This window comes from Chelativorans intermedius, from assembly GCF_025398255.1.
Classification (GTDB): Bacteria; Pseudomonadota; Alphaproteobacteria; order Rhizobiales; family Rhizobiaceae; genus Chelativorans; species Chelativorans intermedius.
In genome coordinates this window covers 1-16,696 of record NZ_JAODNW010000001.1, presented here as the reverse complement: position 1 = coordinate 16,696, position 16,696 = coordinate 1, and the positions used below count along the sequence as shown (strand labels likewise).

The 16,696-nt window shown below is 64.5% G+C and carries 22 protein-coding genes and 1 tRNA gene; 13 read left to right on the top strand and 10 right to left on the bottom strand.

The window, feature by feature from the left end:
- Nucleotides 1-4: 4 nt before the first annotated feature.
- Nucleotides 5-361, bottom strand: coding sequence for a hypothetical protein (locus tag NYR58_RS00115; RefSeq protein WP_261518355.1), 357 nt, complete (start codon nucleotides 359-361; stop codon nucleotides 5-7).
- 386 nt (nucleotides 362-747) lie between these two features.
- Here NYR58_RS00115 and NYR58_RS00110 point away from each other — a divergent pair, with 386 nt between their 5' ends.
- A complete protein-coding gene (locus tag NYR58_RS00110) occupies nucleotides 748-2,163 on the top strand; it encodes a sensor histidine kinase (RefSeq protein ID WP_378074653.1) in 1,416 nt (471 codons plus the stop codon).
- Nucleotides 2,164-2,172: 9 nt separating this feature from the next.
- Here the strand turns inward: NYR58_RS00110 and NYR58_RS00105 are convergent, their stop codons facing one another.
- Nucleotides 2,173-2,412 carry a hypothetical protein gene (locus NYR58_RS00105; RefSeq protein ID WP_261518354.1) on the bottom strand — a complete coding sequence of 80 codons (240 nt, stop codon included), beginning with the start codon at nucleotides 2,410-2,412 and terminating at the stop codon, nucleotides 2,173-2,175.
- Between the two features lie 156 nt (nucleotides 2,413-2,568).
- Here NYR58_RS00105 and NYR58_RS00100 point away from each other — a divergent pair, with 156 nt between their 5' ends.
- A complete protein-coding gene (locus NYR58_RS00100; protein WP_261518353.1) occupies nucleotides 2,569-3,063 on the top strand; it encodes a DUF2165 family protein in 495 nt (164 codons plus the stop codon).
- A gap of 76 nt (nucleotides 3,064-3,139) precedes the next feature.
- On the opposite strand, the gene NYR58_RS00095 is transcribed toward NYR58_RS00100, so the two are convergent.
- The 3 genes from NYR58_RS00095 to NYR58_RS00085 form a co-directional block, all read right to left on the bottom strand.
- On the bottom strand, nucleotides 3,140-3,493 hold the full coding sequence (locus NYR58_RS00095) for a tRNA-binding protein (RefSeq protein WP_261518352.1): 354 nt from the start codon (nucleotides 3,491-3,493) through the stop codon (nucleotides 3,140-3,142).
- A gap of 4 nt (nucleotides 3,494-3,497) precedes the next feature.
- The gene (locus NYR58_RS00090) at nucleotides 3,498-3,998 is read right to left on the bottom strand and encodes a type III secretion system chaperone family protein (RefSeq protein ID WP_261518351.1); all 501 of its coding nucleotides are present in this window, start codon (nucleotides 3,996-3,998) and stop codon (nucleotides 3,498-3,500) included.
- A 331-nt stretch (nucleotides 3,999-4,329) separates the two neighbouring features.
- Entirely contained in the window at nucleotides 4,330-4,623 is a 294-nt protein-coding gene (locus tag NYR58_RS00085) for an accessory factor UbiK family protein (protein ID WP_261518350.1), read from the bottom strand.
- 140 nt (nucleotides 4,624-4,763) lie between these two features.
- Between NYR58_RS00085 and lgt the strand changes: the two genes are divergently transcribed.
- From lgt to NYR58_RS00060, 5 genes are all read left to right on the top strand, one after another.
- A complete protein-coding gene (gene lgt, locus NYR58_RS00080) occupies nucleotides 4,764-5,618 on the top strand; it encodes a prolipoprotein diacylglyceryl transferase (RefSeq protein ID WP_261518349.1) in 855 nt (284 codons plus the stop codon).
- The gene (locus NYR58_RS00075; RefSeq protein WP_261518348.1) at nucleotides 5,615-6,694 is read left to right on the top strand and encodes a class I SAM-dependent methyltransferase; all 1,080 of its coding nucleotides are present in this window, start codon (nucleotides 5,615-5,617) and stop codon (nucleotides 6,692-6,694) included. The genes lgt and NYR58_RS00075 overlap by 4 nt, the downstream gene beginning before the upstream one ends.
- Nucleotides 6,695-6,851: 157 nt before the next feature.
- Nucleotides 6,852-7,646 carry a peptidoglycan editing factor PgeF gene (gene pgeF, locus NYR58_RS00070; RefSeq protein WP_261518813.1) on the top strand — a complete coding sequence of 265 codons (795 nt, stop codon included), beginning with the start codon at nucleotides 6,852-6,854 and terminating at the stop codon, nucleotides 7,644-7,646.
- A complete protein-coding gene (locus NYR58_RS00065) occupies nucleotides 7,647-8,798 on the top strand; it encodes a M24 family metallopeptidase (RefSeq protein ID WP_261518347.1) in 1,152 nt (383 codons plus the stop codon). It begins immediately after the preceding gene.
- Between the two features lie 46 nt (nucleotides 8,799-8,844).
- Nucleotides 8,845-9,420 (top strand): hypothetical protein, encoded by a 576-nt coding sequence (locus NYR58_RS00060; RefSeq protein ID WP_261518346.1) that lies wholly within the window; start codon nucleotides 8,845-8,847, stop codon nucleotides 9,418-9,420.
- 16 nt (nucleotides 9,421-9,436) lie between these two features.
- Here NYR58_RS00060 and NYR58_RS00055 read toward each other — a convergent pair whose 3' ends face one another.
- The 3 genes from NYR58_RS00055 to NYR58_RS00045 all read right to left on the bottom strand — a co-directional run bounded on the left by NYR58_RS00055 (nucleotide 9,437) and on the right by NYR58_RS00045 (nucleotide 10,434).
- Nucleotides 9,437-9,736: a hypothetical protein gene (locus tag NYR58_RS00055; protein WP_261518345.1), complete on the bottom strand. Its 300-nt coding sequence runs from the start codon at nucleotides 9,734-9,736 to the stop codon at nucleotides 9,437-9,439.
- Between the two features lie 13 nt (nucleotides 9,737-9,749).
- Complete coding sequence (locus tag NYR58_RS00050) at nucleotides 9,750-10,085, bottom strand: hypothetical protein (protein ID WP_261518344.1); 336 nt, start codon at nucleotides 10,083-10,085, stop codon at nucleotides 9,750-9,752.
- Nucleotides 10,086-10,358: 273 nt separating this feature from the next.
- Nucleotides 10,359-10,434: transfer RNA gene (locus NYR58_RS00045), tRNA-Phe, on the bottom strand.
- Nucleotides 10,435-10,767: 333 nt separating this feature from the next.
- On the opposite strand from NYR58_RS00045, the gene NYR58_RS00040 reads away from it, so the two are divergent.
- The gene (locus tag NYR58_RS00040) at nucleotides 10,768-11,700 is read left to right on the top strand and encodes a ribose-phosphate pyrophosphokinase (protein WP_261518342.1); all 933 of its coding nucleotides are present in this window, start codon (nucleotides 10,768-10,770) and stop codon (nucleotides 11,698-11,700) included.
- 8 nt (nucleotides 11,701-11,708) lie between these two features.
- Here the strand turns inward: NYR58_RS00040 and NYR58_RS00035 are convergent, their stop codons facing one another.
- Nucleotides 11,709-12,095: a DUF488 domain-containing protein gene (locus tag NYR58_RS00035; RefSeq protein WP_261518341.1), complete on the bottom strand. Its 387-nt coding sequence runs from the start codon at nucleotides 12,093-12,095 to the stop codon at nucleotides 11,709-11,711.
- A gap of 213 nt (nucleotides 12,096-12,308) precedes the next feature.
- Here NYR58_RS00035 and NYR58_RS00030 point away from each other — a divergent pair, with 213 nt between their 5' ends.
- The 5 genes from NYR58_RS00030 (at nucleotide 12,309) to NYR58_RS00010 (ending at nucleotide 15,920) form a co-directional block, all read left to right on the top strand.
- The gene (locus NYR58_RS00030) at nucleotides 12,309-12,953 is read left to right on the top strand and encodes a 50S ribosomal protein L25/general stress protein Ctc (RefSeq protein ID WP_261518340.1); all 645 of its coding nucleotides are present in this window, start codon (nucleotides 12,309-12,311) and stop codon (nucleotides 12,951-12,953) included.
- 30 nt (nucleotides 12,954-12,983) lie between these two features.
- Nucleotides 12,984-13,697 (top strand): aminoacyl-tRNA hydrolase, encoded by a 714-nt coding sequence (gene pth, locus NYR58_RS00025; RefSeq protein WP_261518339.1) that lies wholly within the window; start codon nucleotides 12,984-12,986, stop codon nucleotides 13,695-13,697.
- A gap of 145 nt (nucleotides 13,698-13,842) precedes the next feature.
- Entirely contained in the window at nucleotides 13,843-14,946 is a 1,104-nt protein-coding gene (ychF, locus tag NYR58_RS00020; protein WP_261518338.1) for a redox-regulated ATPase YchF, read from the top strand.
- 21 nt (nucleotides 14,947-14,967) lie between these two features.
- The gene (locus tag NYR58_RS00015; RefSeq protein WP_261518337.1) at nucleotides 14,968-15,453 is read left to right on the top strand and encodes a MaoC family dehydratase; all 486 of its coding nucleotides are present in this window, start codon (nucleotides 14,968-14,970) and stop codon (nucleotides 15,451-15,453) included.
- Nucleotides 15,450-15,920, top strand: a complete 471-nt coding sequence (locus tag NYR58_RS00010; RefSeq protein WP_261518336.1) for a MaoC family dehydratase — start codon at nucleotides 15,450-15,452, stop codon at nucleotides 15,918-15,920. Before NYR58_RS00015 ends, NYR58_RS00010 begins: the two co-directional genes overlap by 4 nt.
- 79 nt (nucleotides 15,921-15,999) lie before the next feature.
- On the opposite strand, the gene NYR58_RS00005 is transcribed toward NYR58_RS00010, so the two are convergent.
- On the bottom strand, nucleotides 16,000-16,545 hold the full coding sequence (locus NYR58_RS00005) for an adenine phosphoribosyltransferase (protein ID WP_261518335.1): 546 nt from the start codon (nucleotides 16,543-16,545) through the stop codon (nucleotides 16,000-16,002).
- Nucleotides 16,546-16,696 lie beyond the last annotated feature (151 nt).

Here is a 16,696-nt window from a genome sequence, read left to right as displayed (position 1 = left end):
GCGCTCACCCGCTCTCCGGCCGATCGGCCTCCCAATGGAACTTGTGCAGGATGCGGTGCACGACGGGCGCCAGCACGATGCCGAACGCAGCCAGAAACACGAGCCCCGCATAAAGCGAATAAAGGGCGGCGAACAGCTTGCCGCCCACGCTTCCCGGCGCCTCGACGAAGCCCAGCCCGCCAAGCAGGGCGGAGGCATGCAGGAACGCATCGGCCCAGGCCATGCCTTCCAGAAGCGCGAAGCCGGCCACTCCCACCCCCAGCGAGCCCAGGAAAAGAACGAAGACCACGCCGAAATGCGCGGCAAGCCGCCCGAGAAAGGCACGGCGGGAAATCGGCGGCTGGGAATGACGTTCGTACATGTCTCGACAGCAATGCGTGTCACAAGACCCTGCGGCTGCGCCGCATCGGCCGGACGACGCCCTGTCTTTTATGATTTGCAGGCTTTGCGCAAGAGCGGACCCTCACCCGGGTGGAGGGAAGGCAGTCACCGAAAAAAATCCGGCCGGGACGCCTTGCAGCGTCCTGGCCGAATCATCGCATCCCTAGACAACGGCTTGGAGCCGGTGCCGTACCCCACACAGTTTCGTTCACAATAGAACAACGCGGAGATTGCCATCAACAGGAATTTTTAGAATTTGAGATATTTTCCGTGCAGCGGGGCTTTTCCCGGCCGCTGCCTGCTGTTTCCAACCGAACGCGCCCTGCGCTAGACTGGCTCCCGCCGATGCGGCGGGCGGAAGGATGAATGGCAAGATACGACCTTTCCTGGAACGAAAGAGACGATCTGTTGGCCCGCCTTGCGCGCGGGTTCAACGGCCTGCGCCGACTGTGGCGACGCTTCGCCCGCCGTGTCTCGCGCTGGATGCCCAAGCGGCTCTACGCGCGCTCGCTCATCATCGTGATCGCGCCGATGATCCTGCTCCAGTCGGTGATTGCCTTCGTCTTCATGGAACGGCACTGGCAGACGGTGACGCAGCGCCTGTCGGAAGCCGTCACCCGTGACATCGCGGCCATCATCGACGTCATCGAGACCTATCCACACGAGGATGACTATGCCGAGATCATTCGCATCGCCCAGCAGCGCCTGGCACTGAACATCAGCATCGAGCCCCCTGACCCCCTGCCCGCGCCGGGGCCGAAACCCTTCTTCTCCCTGCTCGATCGTACGCTGAGCGAGGAAATCACCCGGCAGATCGGCCGGCCCTTCTGGCTCGACACGGTGGGCGACTCCGACATCATCGAGATTCGCATCCAGCTCGAAGGCAAGGTGCTGCGCGTCTTCGCCCGCCGCAGCCAGGCCTATGCCTCGAACACGCACATCTTCCTGCTGTGGATGGTGGGCACCTCGCTCGTGCTGCTGACCATTGCCATTGCCTTCCTGCGCAACCAGATCCGCCCCATCCTGCAGCTTGCGGAGGCGGCCGACAGCTTTGGCAAGGGCCGCCCCATGCCCAGCGACTTTCGCCCGCGCGGCGCCGAAGAGGTGCGCCGCGCCGGCTCCGCTTTCCTGGTGATGCGCGAGCGCATCGAGCGCCAGATCGAACAGCGCACCGCCATGCTGACGGGCGTGAGCCACGATCTGCGCACGATCCTGACCCGCTTCAAGCTGCAGCTTGCGCTGGCGCGCTCGAAGGCGGACATCGAAGCCCTCGATCAGGACATCGAGGATATGCGTTCGATGCTGGAGGGGTATCTGGCCTTCGCGCGCGGCGAAGCGGGCGAGGATCAGGGAATGTTCGACCTTTCCGCCTTCCTCGACAAGATGCAGGAGGAGGCGCGCCTGCGCGATGGGCCGTCCATCGAGATGCGGCTTGCGGGAGACCCGCAGGTGCTGGTGCGGCCCAACGCGTTTTCACGGCTTCTCACCAACGTGGTGAACAACGCCTTCCGCTATGCCCGCCATGTGGTGATCGACGTGCAACATGGCGAGGGCAGCCTGACCGTCACCGTTGACGACGACGGCCCCGGAATCCCGCCCGAAAAACGCGAAGAGGTCTTCAAGCCCTTCGTGCGACTGGACGCCTCCCGCAATCAGGACGAGAGCGGAACGGGCCTCGGCCTGTCGATCGCCCGCGACATTGCGCGCAGCCACGGCGGCGACATCATCCTGGACGACAGCCCCTTGGGCGGCCTGCGCGTCATCATCCGTGTGCCTGCGTGACGCCCGCGATCAAAGCCCAGCCGGACGCGGGGGATAGTCGAGAACCAGAACAAGGACGGCCGTGCCGTCGGCCGCGACCTCGATGCGCCGGCTGCGCACGATGAAGGCAGCTTGATCCGTACCGTCGAGCACGACAAGATCGCCCTTGCTCGTCCACGCCCCGAGCGCCAGGCGTTGCAGGCGCCCAAGCAGCCCCAGACGTTCGGCGTGGGCGCGGGCACTGTCGGTCAACTCGACGATGGACTTCATGACACCTGTCTCCCGTGGCGGTTCATCGCTACGCGACATCGGCGATGCGAAAAATTCCGAGTGTTTTCCGTTTACTCGGGATTGATCTGGCTTGCTGTCTGATCGATTCTGCGGAAATCGGCACGTGATGAGAAAGATACACGAGGATACATTATGATGACGATACGATATACGAAGATATTGATGACGCTGGCATTGGCCGCATTCGCCTTCATGGTGACGTTCAACAACATCACCGACTACGGCTCGAACTACGAGTTCGTGAAACATGTCCTGAGTATGGACACCACCTTTCCGGGCAACAAGGCCATGTACCGCGCCATCACATCGCCCGCCATATGGACATTGGCCTACTGGCTCATCATTGCAGGCGAGGGGCTGACCTTCGTGCTGCTGCTTGCCGGGGCTCTGCGAATGTTCGGCGCGCGTTCCGCAACGGCGGCGGAGTTCGACGCTGCCAAGAGCCTGGCCGTCGCCGGTATGCTGGTGGGCTTCATGGTCTGGTTCTTCGGCTTCATGGTGGTCGGCGGCGAGTGGTTTCTGATGTGGCAGTCGGACACGTGGAACGGCCAGGACGCGGCATTCAAGTTCTACATGGCCATCCTGGGCGTACTGATTTTCGTCAATCAGAGCGAGCGCGAGCTGCCCTGACAAGGATAACGGGCGCAGCGGCAATGCCGCGCATCGCAGTCGATGCGCGGCGCCTTTCACCGTCGGCTGCGGAATATCAGTGCATGCGGCTGCCGTTCGGCACAGGCTTGTCCACATTGGCCAGCACCACGGCGCCGTTCTCGTCGGAGAAGCCGAGTGTAAGGACCTCGGACATGAACTTGCCGATCTGGCGCGGCGGAAAATTGACGACAGCCAGCACCTGACGGCCCACGAGATCCTCCGGCCTGTAGTGCACGGTGATCTGGGCGGACGACTTCTTCACCCCGAGCTGCGGGCCGAAGTCGATCTTGAGCTTGATCGCCGGCTTGCGCGCCTCCGGAAAGGGCTCGGCCTCGACCACCGTGCCGATGCGAATGTCCACCTTCAGAAAGTCGTCGAAGCTGATTTCGCCGGCCTTCTCGCCACTCATCGTCTCAAGCCGTGCCAAACGTCTCGAACAGAACGCCGTTCAGCGCATCCTGCGCGCTGGTGCCTGACCAGATGACATACTGGAAGGCCTGATAGTAGCATTCGCAGGCTTCCAGTGCGCTGTTGAGCATCACCTCCACCTGCTGTCCGGTCGGCTCCAGCCCGCCAGCCAGCACCAGGGACTGACGGAACATGATGACGCCCTCGCGCTCCCACAGGTCGAAGTGACCGAACAGCATCTGCTCGTTGATGAGCGAGAGAAGGCGCATCACTTCCAGCGCGCGCTTTTCCGGCACCTTGAGATCGAAGGCGCAGGCGACGTGCAGCGCCTCGAACTCCTCCATCCAGGAGAAGGAGACGTGGTAATCCGTCCACGTACCGGCGACCGAGATGGCAATCTCGTCATCGCCATTGCGCTCGAAGCTCCAGTCGTTGGTGTGGGCGACATGCTCGATCACATCCACCGGATGGGCATCACGCACCATGTCGTATTCAAGAAGGCTCATAAATCTGCTTTCCCGTTCTTGGGGGCGCAGAACGCCCCGCCATCTGGCACATGCGGTTTCAAGGCACGCGTCCGACGCAAAATCCGACACTGAGCGGAGCGAGGGGAAACAAGAGACTTCTACACGGGCCCGCCCCAACCCGCGCATGACTCACTACGAATCATGCAGCAAATTCAGTGTATTGATGAGAAGGGCCGTGACCAGCCCTTTTTTGGTGCCAAAGAAATGCGGTGTGGATAGTTTGCCTTCGGGCGCATTCCCCAACCAAGCCTAAGCGACTCTTGCGCCAGTGTTTTTTGCACTTGCTCACAGGCCGCAGAGCGGCAGGAATTTATTTTTTCGTGCGTGTTCTGGGCGCAGGCTTGCTGCCCGCCTCGCCCGCAAGCCGGGCCTCCAGCGCCTCGATTCGCGCTTGCAGGGCAGCATTCTCCTCCCGTGCCTTGATCGCCATTTCGCGCACCGCCTCGAAATCCTCGCGCTGGACGAGGTCCATGGAGTGAAGCATGCGCTCGGCCTGGGTGCGGAAGAGCGTCTCGAACTCGCGCCGAACCCCCTGAGCGGCACCGGCCGCGTCGGTCATCATCTTGGCGAATTCGTCGAGGATGCGGTTCGTGCCGTTGGTCATGTCGCTGCCTCTTCTGCTTCTGGAACTGAGGTAAGGCTAGCCGGCGGCGAATGCAAGCGCGCAAGGCGCAGCTTGACCGCACGCCGCGCCTTGCGCATACCGTGCGCAGACGAGCGCCGGCGCGAAAACGGGAGAGACGATTGAACCACGACCTGCTCCTGCCCCTGGCCGCCCTTCCCTTCCCGCAGATCGACCCGGTGATCGTTCAGATCGGTCCTCTTGCCGTTCACTGGTATGGAGTGGGCTACATCGTCGGCATTCTGTTTGCCTGGTGGTATGCCAAGCGGCTGGTCGCCACACCGCGCCTTTGGGCGCATGACACGCCGCCCATGCGACCCTCCGACCTCGACGACTTCGTGGTCTGGGCTGCGCTCGGTGTGGTGCTGGGCGGCAGGCTCGGCTATGTGCTCTTCTACGATTTCCAGCGCTATCTGGCGAACCCGCTGGACATTCTGGCGGTGTGGCAGGGGGGCATGTCCTTTCACGGCGGCATGCTGGGAACGATTCTTGCCATGGCGCTGTTTGCGCGTGCCCGCGGTATCAATGTCTGGAGCATGCTCGATACCATTGCCGCCACGGCTCCCGTCGGTCTCGGCCTGGTGCGGCTGGCGAACTTCATCAATGGAGAGCTGTGGGGCAGGCCGACGGACATGCCCTGGGGAATGGTCTTTCCCACCGGGGGCCCGCTGCCGCGCCATCCCAGCCAGCTCTACGAGGCAGCGCTCGAGGGGCTGGTTCTCTTCCTCGTCCTGCGCTTCCTCACCCATTCGAGGCTGAAGCTCAGGACCCCCCGCTTCGTCGGCGGCGCCTTTGTGGGCGGCTATGGCCTCGCGCGCATCTTCGTCGAGTTCTTTCGGGAGCCGGATGCCCATATCGGCTATCTGGCCGGCGGCTGGCTGACCATGGGCATGGTGCTGTCACTGCCGATGGTGCTTGTCGGTCTTTGGGCGATGACGACAGCGCGCATGCCCGCGCGGGCGCATGTGGAGCGATGACGGCGCTGAAGGAAAGGATTGCCCGTCTCATCGCGGCGACCGGCCCGATGAGCATCGCCGACTACATGGCGACGTGCCTGTTCGACCCCGATCATGGCTACTACACCACGCGTGAGCCCTTCGGGAGGGCAGGCGATTTCATCACGGCACCGGAGGTGAGCCAGATGTTCGGCGAACTCGTCGCCATATGGCTCCACATGGCATGGCGGGCCTGCGGCGCACCGCGCGATGCCGTCTTCGTCGAGATCGGGCCGGGCCGCGGCACACTGATGAAGGACATGCTGCGCACGCTGGCCCGGCTCGACGCCGGCTTCGCTGCGCGGCGATTTGCCATGGTTGAGACGAGCCCCCGGCTGACTGCCCTGCAGCAGCAGACGCTCTCCAAATCGCCCATCCGGCCGCAATGGTATTCTCGACTCGCGGAGGTGCCGGAAGGGCCGCTGTTCATCGTCGGCAACGAGCTCTTCGATGCGTTGCCCATTCGCCAGTATGTCAAGACGGCCACCGGCTGGCGCGAGCGGCTGGTAGGCCTCGACGAGGCGGGCGACCTTGCCTTCGTGGCAGGTGCCGGCGCACCCGACCCCGCGCTTCTGCCGCCGGAGGCTGCGACCTGCGAAGAAGGAACGGTCTTCGAGACCGCACCGGCGCGCGAGGCGATGATGGAGACGATCGCAAGCCGCCTGGGCACCGGCGGCGGCGCCGGGCTCTTCATCGACTACGGCCATGAGAGGCCGGCCCTGGGCGACACGCTGCAGGCGGTGCGCCGCCACGCCTATGCACCCGTGCTCGCCGATCCCGGCGAGGCGGATCTGACGGCGCATGTGGACTTTGCCGCGCTGGCGGCTGTGGCCCGCGCGCACGGTCTGGCCGCCTCCGTGATGTCGCAGGGAGAGTTTCTGCTGGGTCTCGGGCTTGTCGAGCGTGCCGGCCGGCTGGGTGCGGGCAGGAACGCGGCGGTCCAGGAGCGTATCCGCGGCGAAGTGGAGCGGCTTGCCGGGCCGCAGGCGATGGGAACGCTGTTCAAGGTGCTTGCCGTTCTGCCCGCCGCAACGGCGGTGCCGCCTTTCGGACCTTGAGGGTTGCCTTGCCGCGCGGCACAGGCAGGCCGCAGCTCCCGGTTAGCCCTCGGTTTTGTCCAAAGCCTATTGCGCGCTTGTCGTGCGTGCGCATTGACTTGCCCCCTCCCCTGCAGCACGATCCGCCGCCTGAAGAAGCAGGATGATAAGGTTACGCATGCTGGACGTGACAAGACCGGAACCGATCCGGTCGCCCCTACTTGCGGGCACGCGTGCAAGAGGCATCAAGCACGGTTTCTTCACCCGTGCCGGCGGCGTTTCGGAAGGGATCTATCGTGGCCTGAATGTCGGCCTCGGCTCTGACGATTCGCGCGCCGCGGTGCTGGAAAACCGGCGGCGGGTGGCGCGCTGGATGGGCGTTGAAGCGCGGAACCTTTGCACGCTTCATCAATGCCATTCCGCACATGTGGTGGTGGTCGAGGCGCCACTCGATGACGCACGCCCGAAGGCCGACGCCATGGTGACGGCCCGCCCCGGGCTGGCGCTCGGCGTGCTGGCGGCCGACTGCGGCCCGGTGCTGTTTGCCGACGCACAGGCGCAGGTGGTGGGGGCGGCTCACGCCGGCTGGAAAGGCGCCATGGATGGCGTGATGGAGAACACCATCGCCGCGATGGAACGGCTGGGTGCGCGCCGCGACCGGATCGTCGCGGTGCTCGGGCCTTCGATCAGTCAGGAGAACTATGAGGTGGGGCCGGAATATCGGCAGCGCTTCCTTGCCGCCGATCCCGAAAACGCCCGCTATTTTCGCCCCTCCGGGCGGCCGGACCATGCCCTTTTCGATCTCAACCGCTACACGATCGACCGCCTGGCGCGGGCCGGCGTGACGGCGCAGATGCTGGGACACTGCACCTATGCGGACGAGGCGAGCTTTTTTTCCTACCGCCGTGCCACGCATCGCGGCGAGCCCGACTATGGACGCCAGATCTCGGCGATTTGCCTGGAGGAGTTCTGAATGGCGCTTCACTTCGACCGTGCCGAATTCGACGCCCGCCGCGACCGTCTCGTCATCGAGATGGCCGAGCGCAAGCTGGACGCGCTGTTGCTGTTCGCCCAGGAGAGCATGTACTGGCTGACGGGCTACGACACGTTCGGCTTCTGCTTCTTCCAGTGCCTCGTGGTGAAGGCGGACGGCTCCATGGTGCTCCTCACCCGCTCGGCCGACCTGCGCCAGGCGCGCCACACCTCCATTATCGAGGACATCCTGGTGTGGAACGACCGCCATGGCGCAAACCCGGCTGCCGAGCTGCGCGATCTGCTCAACGAGCTTGATCTGCTGGGCGCACGCATCGGCGTCGAATACGACACCCATGGCCTCACGGCCAGGAATGGGCGGCTTCTCGACGAGCAGCTTCAAACCTTCGCCAAGATCGAGGATGCCTCGGACCTCGTGCCGCGCCTGCGGCTCGTGAAGAGCCCGGCCGAGGTGGAGAAGGTGAAGCGTGCCGCCAGGCTTGCCGACGAAGCCTTCGATGCCGCCCTGTCGCTCATCAAGCAGGGCGCGGACGAGGCGGCCATCCTGGCCGCCATGCAGGGCGCGGTCTTTTCCGGCGGCGGCGACTATCCGGCCAACGAGTTCGTGATCGGTTCGGGCGCCGACGCGCTGCTGTGCCGCTACAAGGCAGGCCGCCGCAAGCTGACCAAGAACGACCAGCTCACCCTGGAGTGGGCCGGTGTCTATCACCGCTATCACGTGGCGATGATGCACACCGTGCTGACGGGCCGGGCATCCAAGCGCCATCAGGAGCTTTTCGAGGCCGCACGCGACGCGCTTATGGCCTGCGAGAAGGCGATGGTGCCGGGCAACACCTTCGGCGATGTGTTCGACGCCCACGCCCGCGTGATGGAGAGCCATGGGCTTACCCGACACCGGCTGAACGCCTGTGGATATTCGCTCGGGGCCCGCTTTGCACCATCCTGGATGGAGCCGCAGATGTTCTATGCCGGCAATCCGGAGCCGATTGCACCTGACATGACGCTGTTTGCCCACATGATCATCATGGACTCCGATGCGGGCGCCGCCATGTGCCTGGGCCGCACCTATCTGACCGGCGAGGCCGAGCCGGCCCCTCTTTCTCGCCACGGTCTTGAGTTGATCGTAAAGTAAGGTTTTTCAACTATCGGCGGACCGATTTCAGCCGGGAGACATGTAGATGAGGCGATTTGCCACCATTATTGGCCTGGCGCTGCTGGCGCCCCTTCTCGGCGCGTGTGCCGGAACGGACGCCATCGACCTTGCCCAGCAGCAGAGCAGCTCCGGCACCACGGAGCCGCAGGAGGCGCGGGACGACGCACCGCCTTCGCTTGCGAATGGCGACGGCGCGCCGGCCGCCCCGCAGGGACAGCCGAGCGCCGCCATTTCCCCTGATGCGCGCGTCCAGTTCGCCCCCGTCATCGGCGCGCCGGCCGAGGCACTGCAGCCGCTTTCCCGTCGGCTCTCAGAACGCGCCCGCCAGCGCAACATTGCCATCGCGGCGCAGGGTGCCGGTGCATCGCTCGTGATCAAGGGATATTTCTCCGCCATTGCCGACGGCCGGGAGACGACCGTGATCTATGTGTGGGACGTGCTGGATTCCGCCGGCAACCGCCTGCACCGCATCCAGGGCCAGCAGAAGGAGAGCGGGGGCCGTGGCGACGGCTGGTCCTCGGTGACCGGCGGGACCATGGAAGCGATTGCCGACCGGACCATCGACGATCTGGCAGCCTGGCTTTCACGTGGCCAGGGCTGAAGGCACCCGACGCCGCTCAGCCGATCCAGGAAACGCAGACCACCGAAATCCCCTGCTTGCGCAACTGGCTCACGCAATCCGCGAAGTGCGCTCCACTGGTGGCGACATCATCCACGAGAAGCCCGAAGCTCCCCTCCGGCACGCCGCCGACATAGCGCGAGCGGAAATTCATGCTTTGCCTGGGGTGGCTGGTGGAACACTTTCCCGCAGTGCCGGTGGCGAGAGGCGCGCAGTAGCGGATGTCCAGTTCATCGGCGACGAATCTCGCAATCAGCGAGCCGAAATTTTCCTTCTTGCGAGAGCTGCCGCCCGGCACGCCGCAAACGAAGTTATAAGGCTTGCCATTGGTAGTTATAAGGCTTGCCATTGGTAATGGTAAGGGCGCATGCCGCCACTTCGCATGCAATCGCGCGCACGCTCGCCTCGTCCGGGCTGCTCTTCAGATGGCGCATCGCCGCCACCTGAAGATGCTTGACAGGCTTCCTCCAGCTGCGCGGCGCAAAGAATGTCGTCCCCCGCCGGCAACGCCGGCGAACCTCGGCAATCAGGGTTTCCTGCAAAAACAGGAAATTTTGGTTTACACTTAAATTATATTCTCTGGTTAACTCCTGGAAATTCAATAAATCAAGAATTTTCTCCCCTGCGTATGCATCTTTCTCTTCCACGCCGGCCCCCCATGTGGATCTTCATGGCAAGTTTCCCCCGGCCCGAATGTGATAAATAATATCATCTATAAACTATCATCAGGCTGCCTCCTGTCAACAACACGCCATCCCGCCCCGATGTCCCACCATCACAGCAATCGGCGTGACCATGCACCCGCCGACGCCGGCAGCCTCGAACGAGACGGCAAAAGACTTTCTCACATTCCCGCAGGGTGCGCGTCCGGTGAGAAAAAATCGCGAAAAACCAATAAAATCAAATGCTTGGAAAATAGATGGTGCCCAGGGGCGGAATCGAACCACCGACACGCGGATTTTCAGTCCGCTGCTCTACCAACTGAGCTACCTGGGCGGCCTTGGCGCGGGTGTCTGCCGGGCCGGCTCTGGCGGGACGGCGCCTTGCCAGAGGCGCGTGGGTTATAGCATGAGATTTTCCCCTGTCCAGCGCCCGGAGGGGAAACTTTCTGCGTTTTTCACGCCACGGGACGGGCGCCCCTGCAAGGGGGAGAAGCGGAGTGCGCGGGCGTGGCTGGCGCGGCTTGCGGCGTGTGGGAAGAAGCGGGAGAGGCGCCGCGTCCGAAAAAAAGCGCCACCGCGCGGGGGATTTTTCTCGCCGATGCTTGCATTAGCCAGCCACCCCGCTAAAAGCCGGCACAGAAATCGAGGCATTGGCCGGGATCGTTCCATGAAGCTCTTTGCGGGCAATTCCAACCGGGTGCTGGCGGAGGCCGTCGCCCGATACCTCAACATTCCCCTCGGAAAGGCTTCGGTGCGGCGCTTTGCCGACCAGGAGATTTTCGTCGAAATCCAGGAGAATGTGCGCGGCGAAGACGTGTTCGTCCTGCAGTCCACCTCCTATCCGGCCAACGATCACCTGATGGAGCTTCTCATCATGATCGATGCCTTCCGCCGCTCTTCGGCGCGGCGGATCACTGCGGTCCTGCCCTATTTCGGCTATGCCCGGCAGGACCGGCGCACCTCCGGCCGCACGCCCATCTCGGCCAAGCTGGTGGCAAACCTCATCACGCGCGCCGGCGCCGACCGGGTGCTCACCCTCGACCTGCATGCCGGCCAGATACAGGGCTTCTTCGACATCCCCACCGACAATCTCTTCGCCGTGCCGGTCATGGCACGTGACATCAAGGCGCATTACCGGCTGGAAAACGTCATGGTGGTCTCTCCGGATGTCGGCGGCGTGGTGCGGGCCCGCGCGCTTGCCAAGCGCATCGATGCGCCGCTCGCCATCGTCGACAAGCGGCGCGACCGGCCCGGCGAGTCGGAGGTGATGAATGTCATCGGCGACGTGCGCGGCCGCGACTGTCTCCTGATCGACGACATTGTCGATTCCGGCGGCACCCTGTGCAACGCCGCCGAGGCGCTGTTGAACAACGGCGCCACCAGCGTGACCGCCTACATCACCCATGGCGTGCTTTCCGGCGGCGCGGTGGCGCGCATCTCCGCCTCCAAGCTCAAGGAGCTGGTCATCACCGATTCGATCCAGCCCACCTCGGCGGTCGAGGCGACGCAGAATGTGCGCGTCATCACCATCGCCGATCTGATCGGCGAGGCCATCTCGCGCACCGCCTCGGAGGAATCCGTCTCCAGCCTTTTCGATTGACGCCGGCCTCAGCCGATCTTCGCGTCCCGCTCCTGCAGAAGCGCCCGCAGGATGGAGCGGTGACAGCGCTCCTCGTCCTCGCAATAGCAGCCGATGGAAAAGTCCGCCCCGTGCGAAAGGGCAGCCAGAAGGTCGAGCGCGTGTCTTGCCACGGGCTGCTTCATCTCGGCGCGAAACGCCTTCGCAAATGCCGCCCATTCGCCCTCCGTGCGCGCAGCCTGGGCCCTGGCGACCAGTCCGGCGCTGGGGGAAAGCTCGGGATACCACACGTCGAACCAGTCATCGGCGGCATAGCGTTCCTTGCGCACCCCGCGCGGCAGGCGCCGCACGGTGCCGATCCGCGTTCCCTCGCCCGGCAATCGGGGCGAGCCCAGGCGAACGATTCGCAATGTCATGCACGTCTTCTCCGCTTTCCTGCGGCGCGACGATAGCACAAGCCCGCGCCCTTGCGCGCCCTTCTCCCATCCGCTATAGACCCGCCGTCCGCGCCGACACCCTTGGAGGCAGCGCGGATGAAGGCAGCCTCGCACCCCCGCCAGGCGGCTTTCCCGGCTTGGGAGCGGCGCATGCCGTTCCGAAGACGCTCCGCAACATGAAAGGATAAGCCCATGAGCCGTCAGTCCTATGAACTGAAGGCCGAGGCGCGCGAACGGGTCGGTAAGGGGTCCGCCCGGGCAATTCGGCGCAGCGGCAAGGTTCCCGCCGTCATCTACGGCGACAAGAAGCCCCCCAAGGCGATCACCCTCCCCTACAAGGATGTGTTCCAGCGCATCCATGCCGGCGGTTTCCTGACCACCATCGCCACGCTCGACGTGGAAGGCGAGAAGATCCAGGTCCTGCCGAAGGATTATCAGCTCGACCCCGTGCGCGGCTTCGTCTGGCATGTCGATTTCCTGCGCATCGGCCGCGGCACGATCGTCACCGTGAACGTCCCGGTCCACTTCGTCAACGAAGAGGCCGCTCCCGGCATCAAGCGGGGCGGCGTGCTCAACGTCGTGCGCCACGAGGTGGAATTCACATGCCCCGCCAACGCCATTCCCGATCACATCGAGGTCGACCTGACGGGTCTCGACATCGGTGATTCCGTGCACATCTCGGCGGTAACCCTGCCCGAGGGCGTGGAGCCCACCATCACCGACCGCGATTTCACCATCGCCACCGTGGCCGCTCCGGCCGGCCTGAAGGCGGAGGATGGGGGAGCCGAGGAAGCCGCGGAAGAAGAGGCTGAAGAGGAGGAGAAGGGCGAGGAGTAGCCCTTTCTCCCCTGCCCGAGGGGAAACCCCATGCTGCTCATTGCAGGTCTCGGCAATCCCGGACGGCAATATGAAAACCACCGGCACAATGTCGGCTTCATGGCGGCGGATGCCATCTTCCGCCGCCATTCCTTTTCGCCATGGACGAAGAAGTTCAAGGCGCTGGTGGCCGAAGGCCGCCTGGGCGGCGAGAAGGTGCTCCTGCTCAAGCCGCAGACCTACATGAACCTCTCCGGCCAGGCGGTCGGCGAGGCCATGCGCTTCTACAAGCTCACCCCCGCCGATCTCGTGGTGCTCTACGATGAGCTCGACCTCATGCCCGGCAAGCTGCGCGTCAAGCGGGGCGGCGGCGCCGGCGGGCACAACGGCATCAAGTCCATCGACGCCCATTGCGGCAAGGACTACCGCCGCGTGAGGATCGGCATCGGCCACCCCGGCGACAAGGCGCGCGTCAATGCCCACGTGCTGGGGGATTTCGCCAAGGCGGACCGGACATGGCTGGAGCCGCTGCTGGACGCCATCGCCGACAATGCCGAGATGCTGGCCAGGGGAGACGATTCTGGCTTCATGAACCGGGTCAGCCTCGCCATGCAGGGAAAGGCGCCGTCCGCCGAGACAGGCGGGCCTGCTGCCCGGGGGCAGAGCCACATTCGCCAGGCGCGGCCCAAGCAGCCGGCAGCCCCGGTGCCGGAGACTGGCCCCATGGCGGCGATGTTGAAGAAGCTTTTCGGCGACAGGAAATAGGGCCGCGCCTGCTTCGGCTCAGCGTGCTGCGCTCGTCTTCTCCAGGGATTGCAGGCCTTGGGGGGTTCGAGGGCTTGACGATCGTCGGCCCTTTCGCCCATAGCCCTTGGCATATCGCGACATCCTCTTGAGGAATTTGGATATCATGGGTTTCAAATGCGGCATCGTCGGCCTGCCCAATGTCGGCAAGTCGACGCTCTTCAACGCGCTGACCAGGACGGCCGCCGCGCAGGCCGCGAACTACCCCTTCTGCACCATAGAGCCCAACACAGGCGAGGTGGCGGTGCCGGACCCGAGGCTGAAGCGGATCGCCGACATCGCCCAGTCGAAGGAGGTCATACCCACCCGCATTTCCTTCGTCGACATTGCGGGCCTGGTGCGCGGGGCGTCGAAGGGCGAGGGTCTGGGCAATCAGTTCCTCGCCAACATACGCGAAGTGGATGCCATCGTGCATGTGCTGCGCTGCTTCGAGGACGACGACATTACCCACGTGGAGGGCCGCATCGACCCGGTGGCCGATGCCGAGACGGTGGAGACGGAGCTGATGCTCGCCGACCTCGAAAGCCTCGAGCGGCGCATCCTGCAGACGCGCAAGCGCGCCACGGGCAAGGACAAGGAGGCCATCGCCATCCTGCCGGTCATGGAGAAGGCGCTGGCGCTCCTCCAGGACGGCAAACCCGTTCGCCTCCTGCTTCCCGACCTCGACGTGGAGGAGAGACGCATTCTGCGCTCGCTCAATCTCCTGACCTCCAAGCCGGTTCTGTATGTGTGCAACGTCGCCGAAGGCGACGCGGCCGCCGGCAATGCGCACAGCGCCGCGGTGGAGCGCATGGCGAAGGATCAGGGCGCAGGCTCCGTGGTGATCTCCGCCGCCATCGAGGCCGAGGTGGCACAGCTCCCCGAAGACGAGGCGGCCGAGTATCTGCAGGCGATGGGGCTTGAGGAGCCCGGTCTCGACCGTCTGATCCGCGCCGGCTACGCGCTGCTCGATCTCATCACCTTTTTCACCGCCGGCCCCAAGGAAACGCGCGCCTGGACCGTGAAGAAGGGGGCGAAGGCACCGGAGGCGGCAGGCGAGATACACACGGATTTCGAGCGCGGTTTCATCCGCGCCCAGACCATCGCCTATGACGACTATGTGGCGCTGGGCGGGGAAGCGGCAGCCCGCGAGGCCGGCAAGGCACGCGACGAGGGCAAGGACTACGTGGTCGCCGACGGCGACATCATGCTGTTCAAGTTCAACGTCTAGGACTGCCAGATGGGAGAGGGAATGGAAGGCAGGCGCTGGGCCTTCGAGGACTTTGCGGAAGGCACCGTCATCACGCTTGGCGCCCGGCGCGTCACCGCGCAGGAGATCGTGGAGTTTGCCTCGCAATTCGATGCCCAGCCCTTCCATCTCGATGAGGAGGCGGGCAAGGCAAGCCTCCTCGGCGGCCTGGCGGCATCCGGCTGGCACAGCTCGGCGATCTTCATGCGTATGATGTACGAGTCCTTTCTGTTCGATTCCACCTCGCAGGGCTCGCCCGGCATCACCCAGATGCGCTGGCAGCGCCCGGTTCTGGCTGGCGACGTGCTCTCCGGCACCTCGACGGTGATTGCCCGGCGGCGCCTGAAATCGCGTCCGGAGCTGGGCCTCGTCACCTTCCGGCACGAGGTGCGCAACCAGCGCGGCGAGACGGTACTCCTGTGCGAGAATCCCATCTTCTTCCGCCTGCGCGAGGGGAAGGCGGCAAGCGAGGAGCAGGCAGCCCCATGAGCCTTGACGTCTTTCTCCGGCTCGGCGAGACGGTGCATCTCGGCACCCACACCTTCAGCGCCGAGGAGATAAAGCGCTTCGCCGCGCAATACGACCCGCAGCCCTTCCATCTGGACGAGGAAGCGGCCAGGCAGAGCCTCTTCGGCCGGCTGTGCGCTTCGGGCTGGCATACCTGCGCGATGTGGATGCGCTACAATCTCCGCGAGCTGGAGCGCACCGCTGCCCGGCCCTGGGAGGGAGAAGGCCCGCGGCCCCAATTCGGCCCCTCGCCCGGCTTTTCCAACCTCAAGTGGCTGAAGCCCGTCTATGCCGGCGACACGATCACCTTCACCCGCACGGCCCTGTCCCACCGTCCCCTCGCCTCACGTCCGGGGTGGCGGCTGGTTTCGCTGCAGGCAGGCGCGGTGAAGGACGACGGAGAAGCGGTCCTGTCGTTCGACAACGCCGTGCTCCTGAAGGTTTCCTAGACCGGTTCATCTATTTGTTTTTGCCGCATTTGTGCGACGCCAGATGATTCCATCTGGCTGCAAAAGGCCGTAGAAGCCGTCAGTCTCCCTCGAAGGCGATCAGGGTGCGCACCTCAACGCCCATCGCCTCCAGCCTGGCGCGGCCGCCGAGATCCGGCAGGTCGATGACGAAGCAGGCGGCGACCACCTGTGCACCCATCTGGCGCAGAAGGCGCACGGCGCCTTCCGCCGTGCCGCCGGTGGCGATCAGATCGTCCACGAGGATCACCTTCTCGCCCGCCGCCACCGCGTCGACATGCATCTCCATCTCGTCGAGCCCGTATTCGAGGCTGTAGGCGACGCGCACCGTCTCATGCGGCAGCTTGCCCTTCTTGCGGATGGGCACGAAGCCGGAGGAAAGCTGATGCGCGACGGCGCCGCCCAGAATGAAGCCGCGCGCCTCGATTCCCGCGATCTTGTCGATCTTGGCGCCCGCATAGGGATGGACAAGCTCGTCCACCGCACGACGGAAGGCACGGGCATTGCCCAGAAGCGTGGTGATGTCGCGAAACAGGATCCCCGGCCTGGGATAATCGGGAATGGTGCGAATGGCGGAAAGAAGCGTCTCTTCGAGTGAGGATTTCATCTGTGGCTCCAGCCCCGTTGCAGCCCTTTGTGCCTTCTTGCCCGCCAAAAGAAAAGGGCGCCCGAAGGCGCCCGCAGACCGCTGACAAACCCCTGGCTTTGGCCGGGGGTTTTTGATTCACTGGGTCATGTTGAAGCGACCCGCCCCTGAA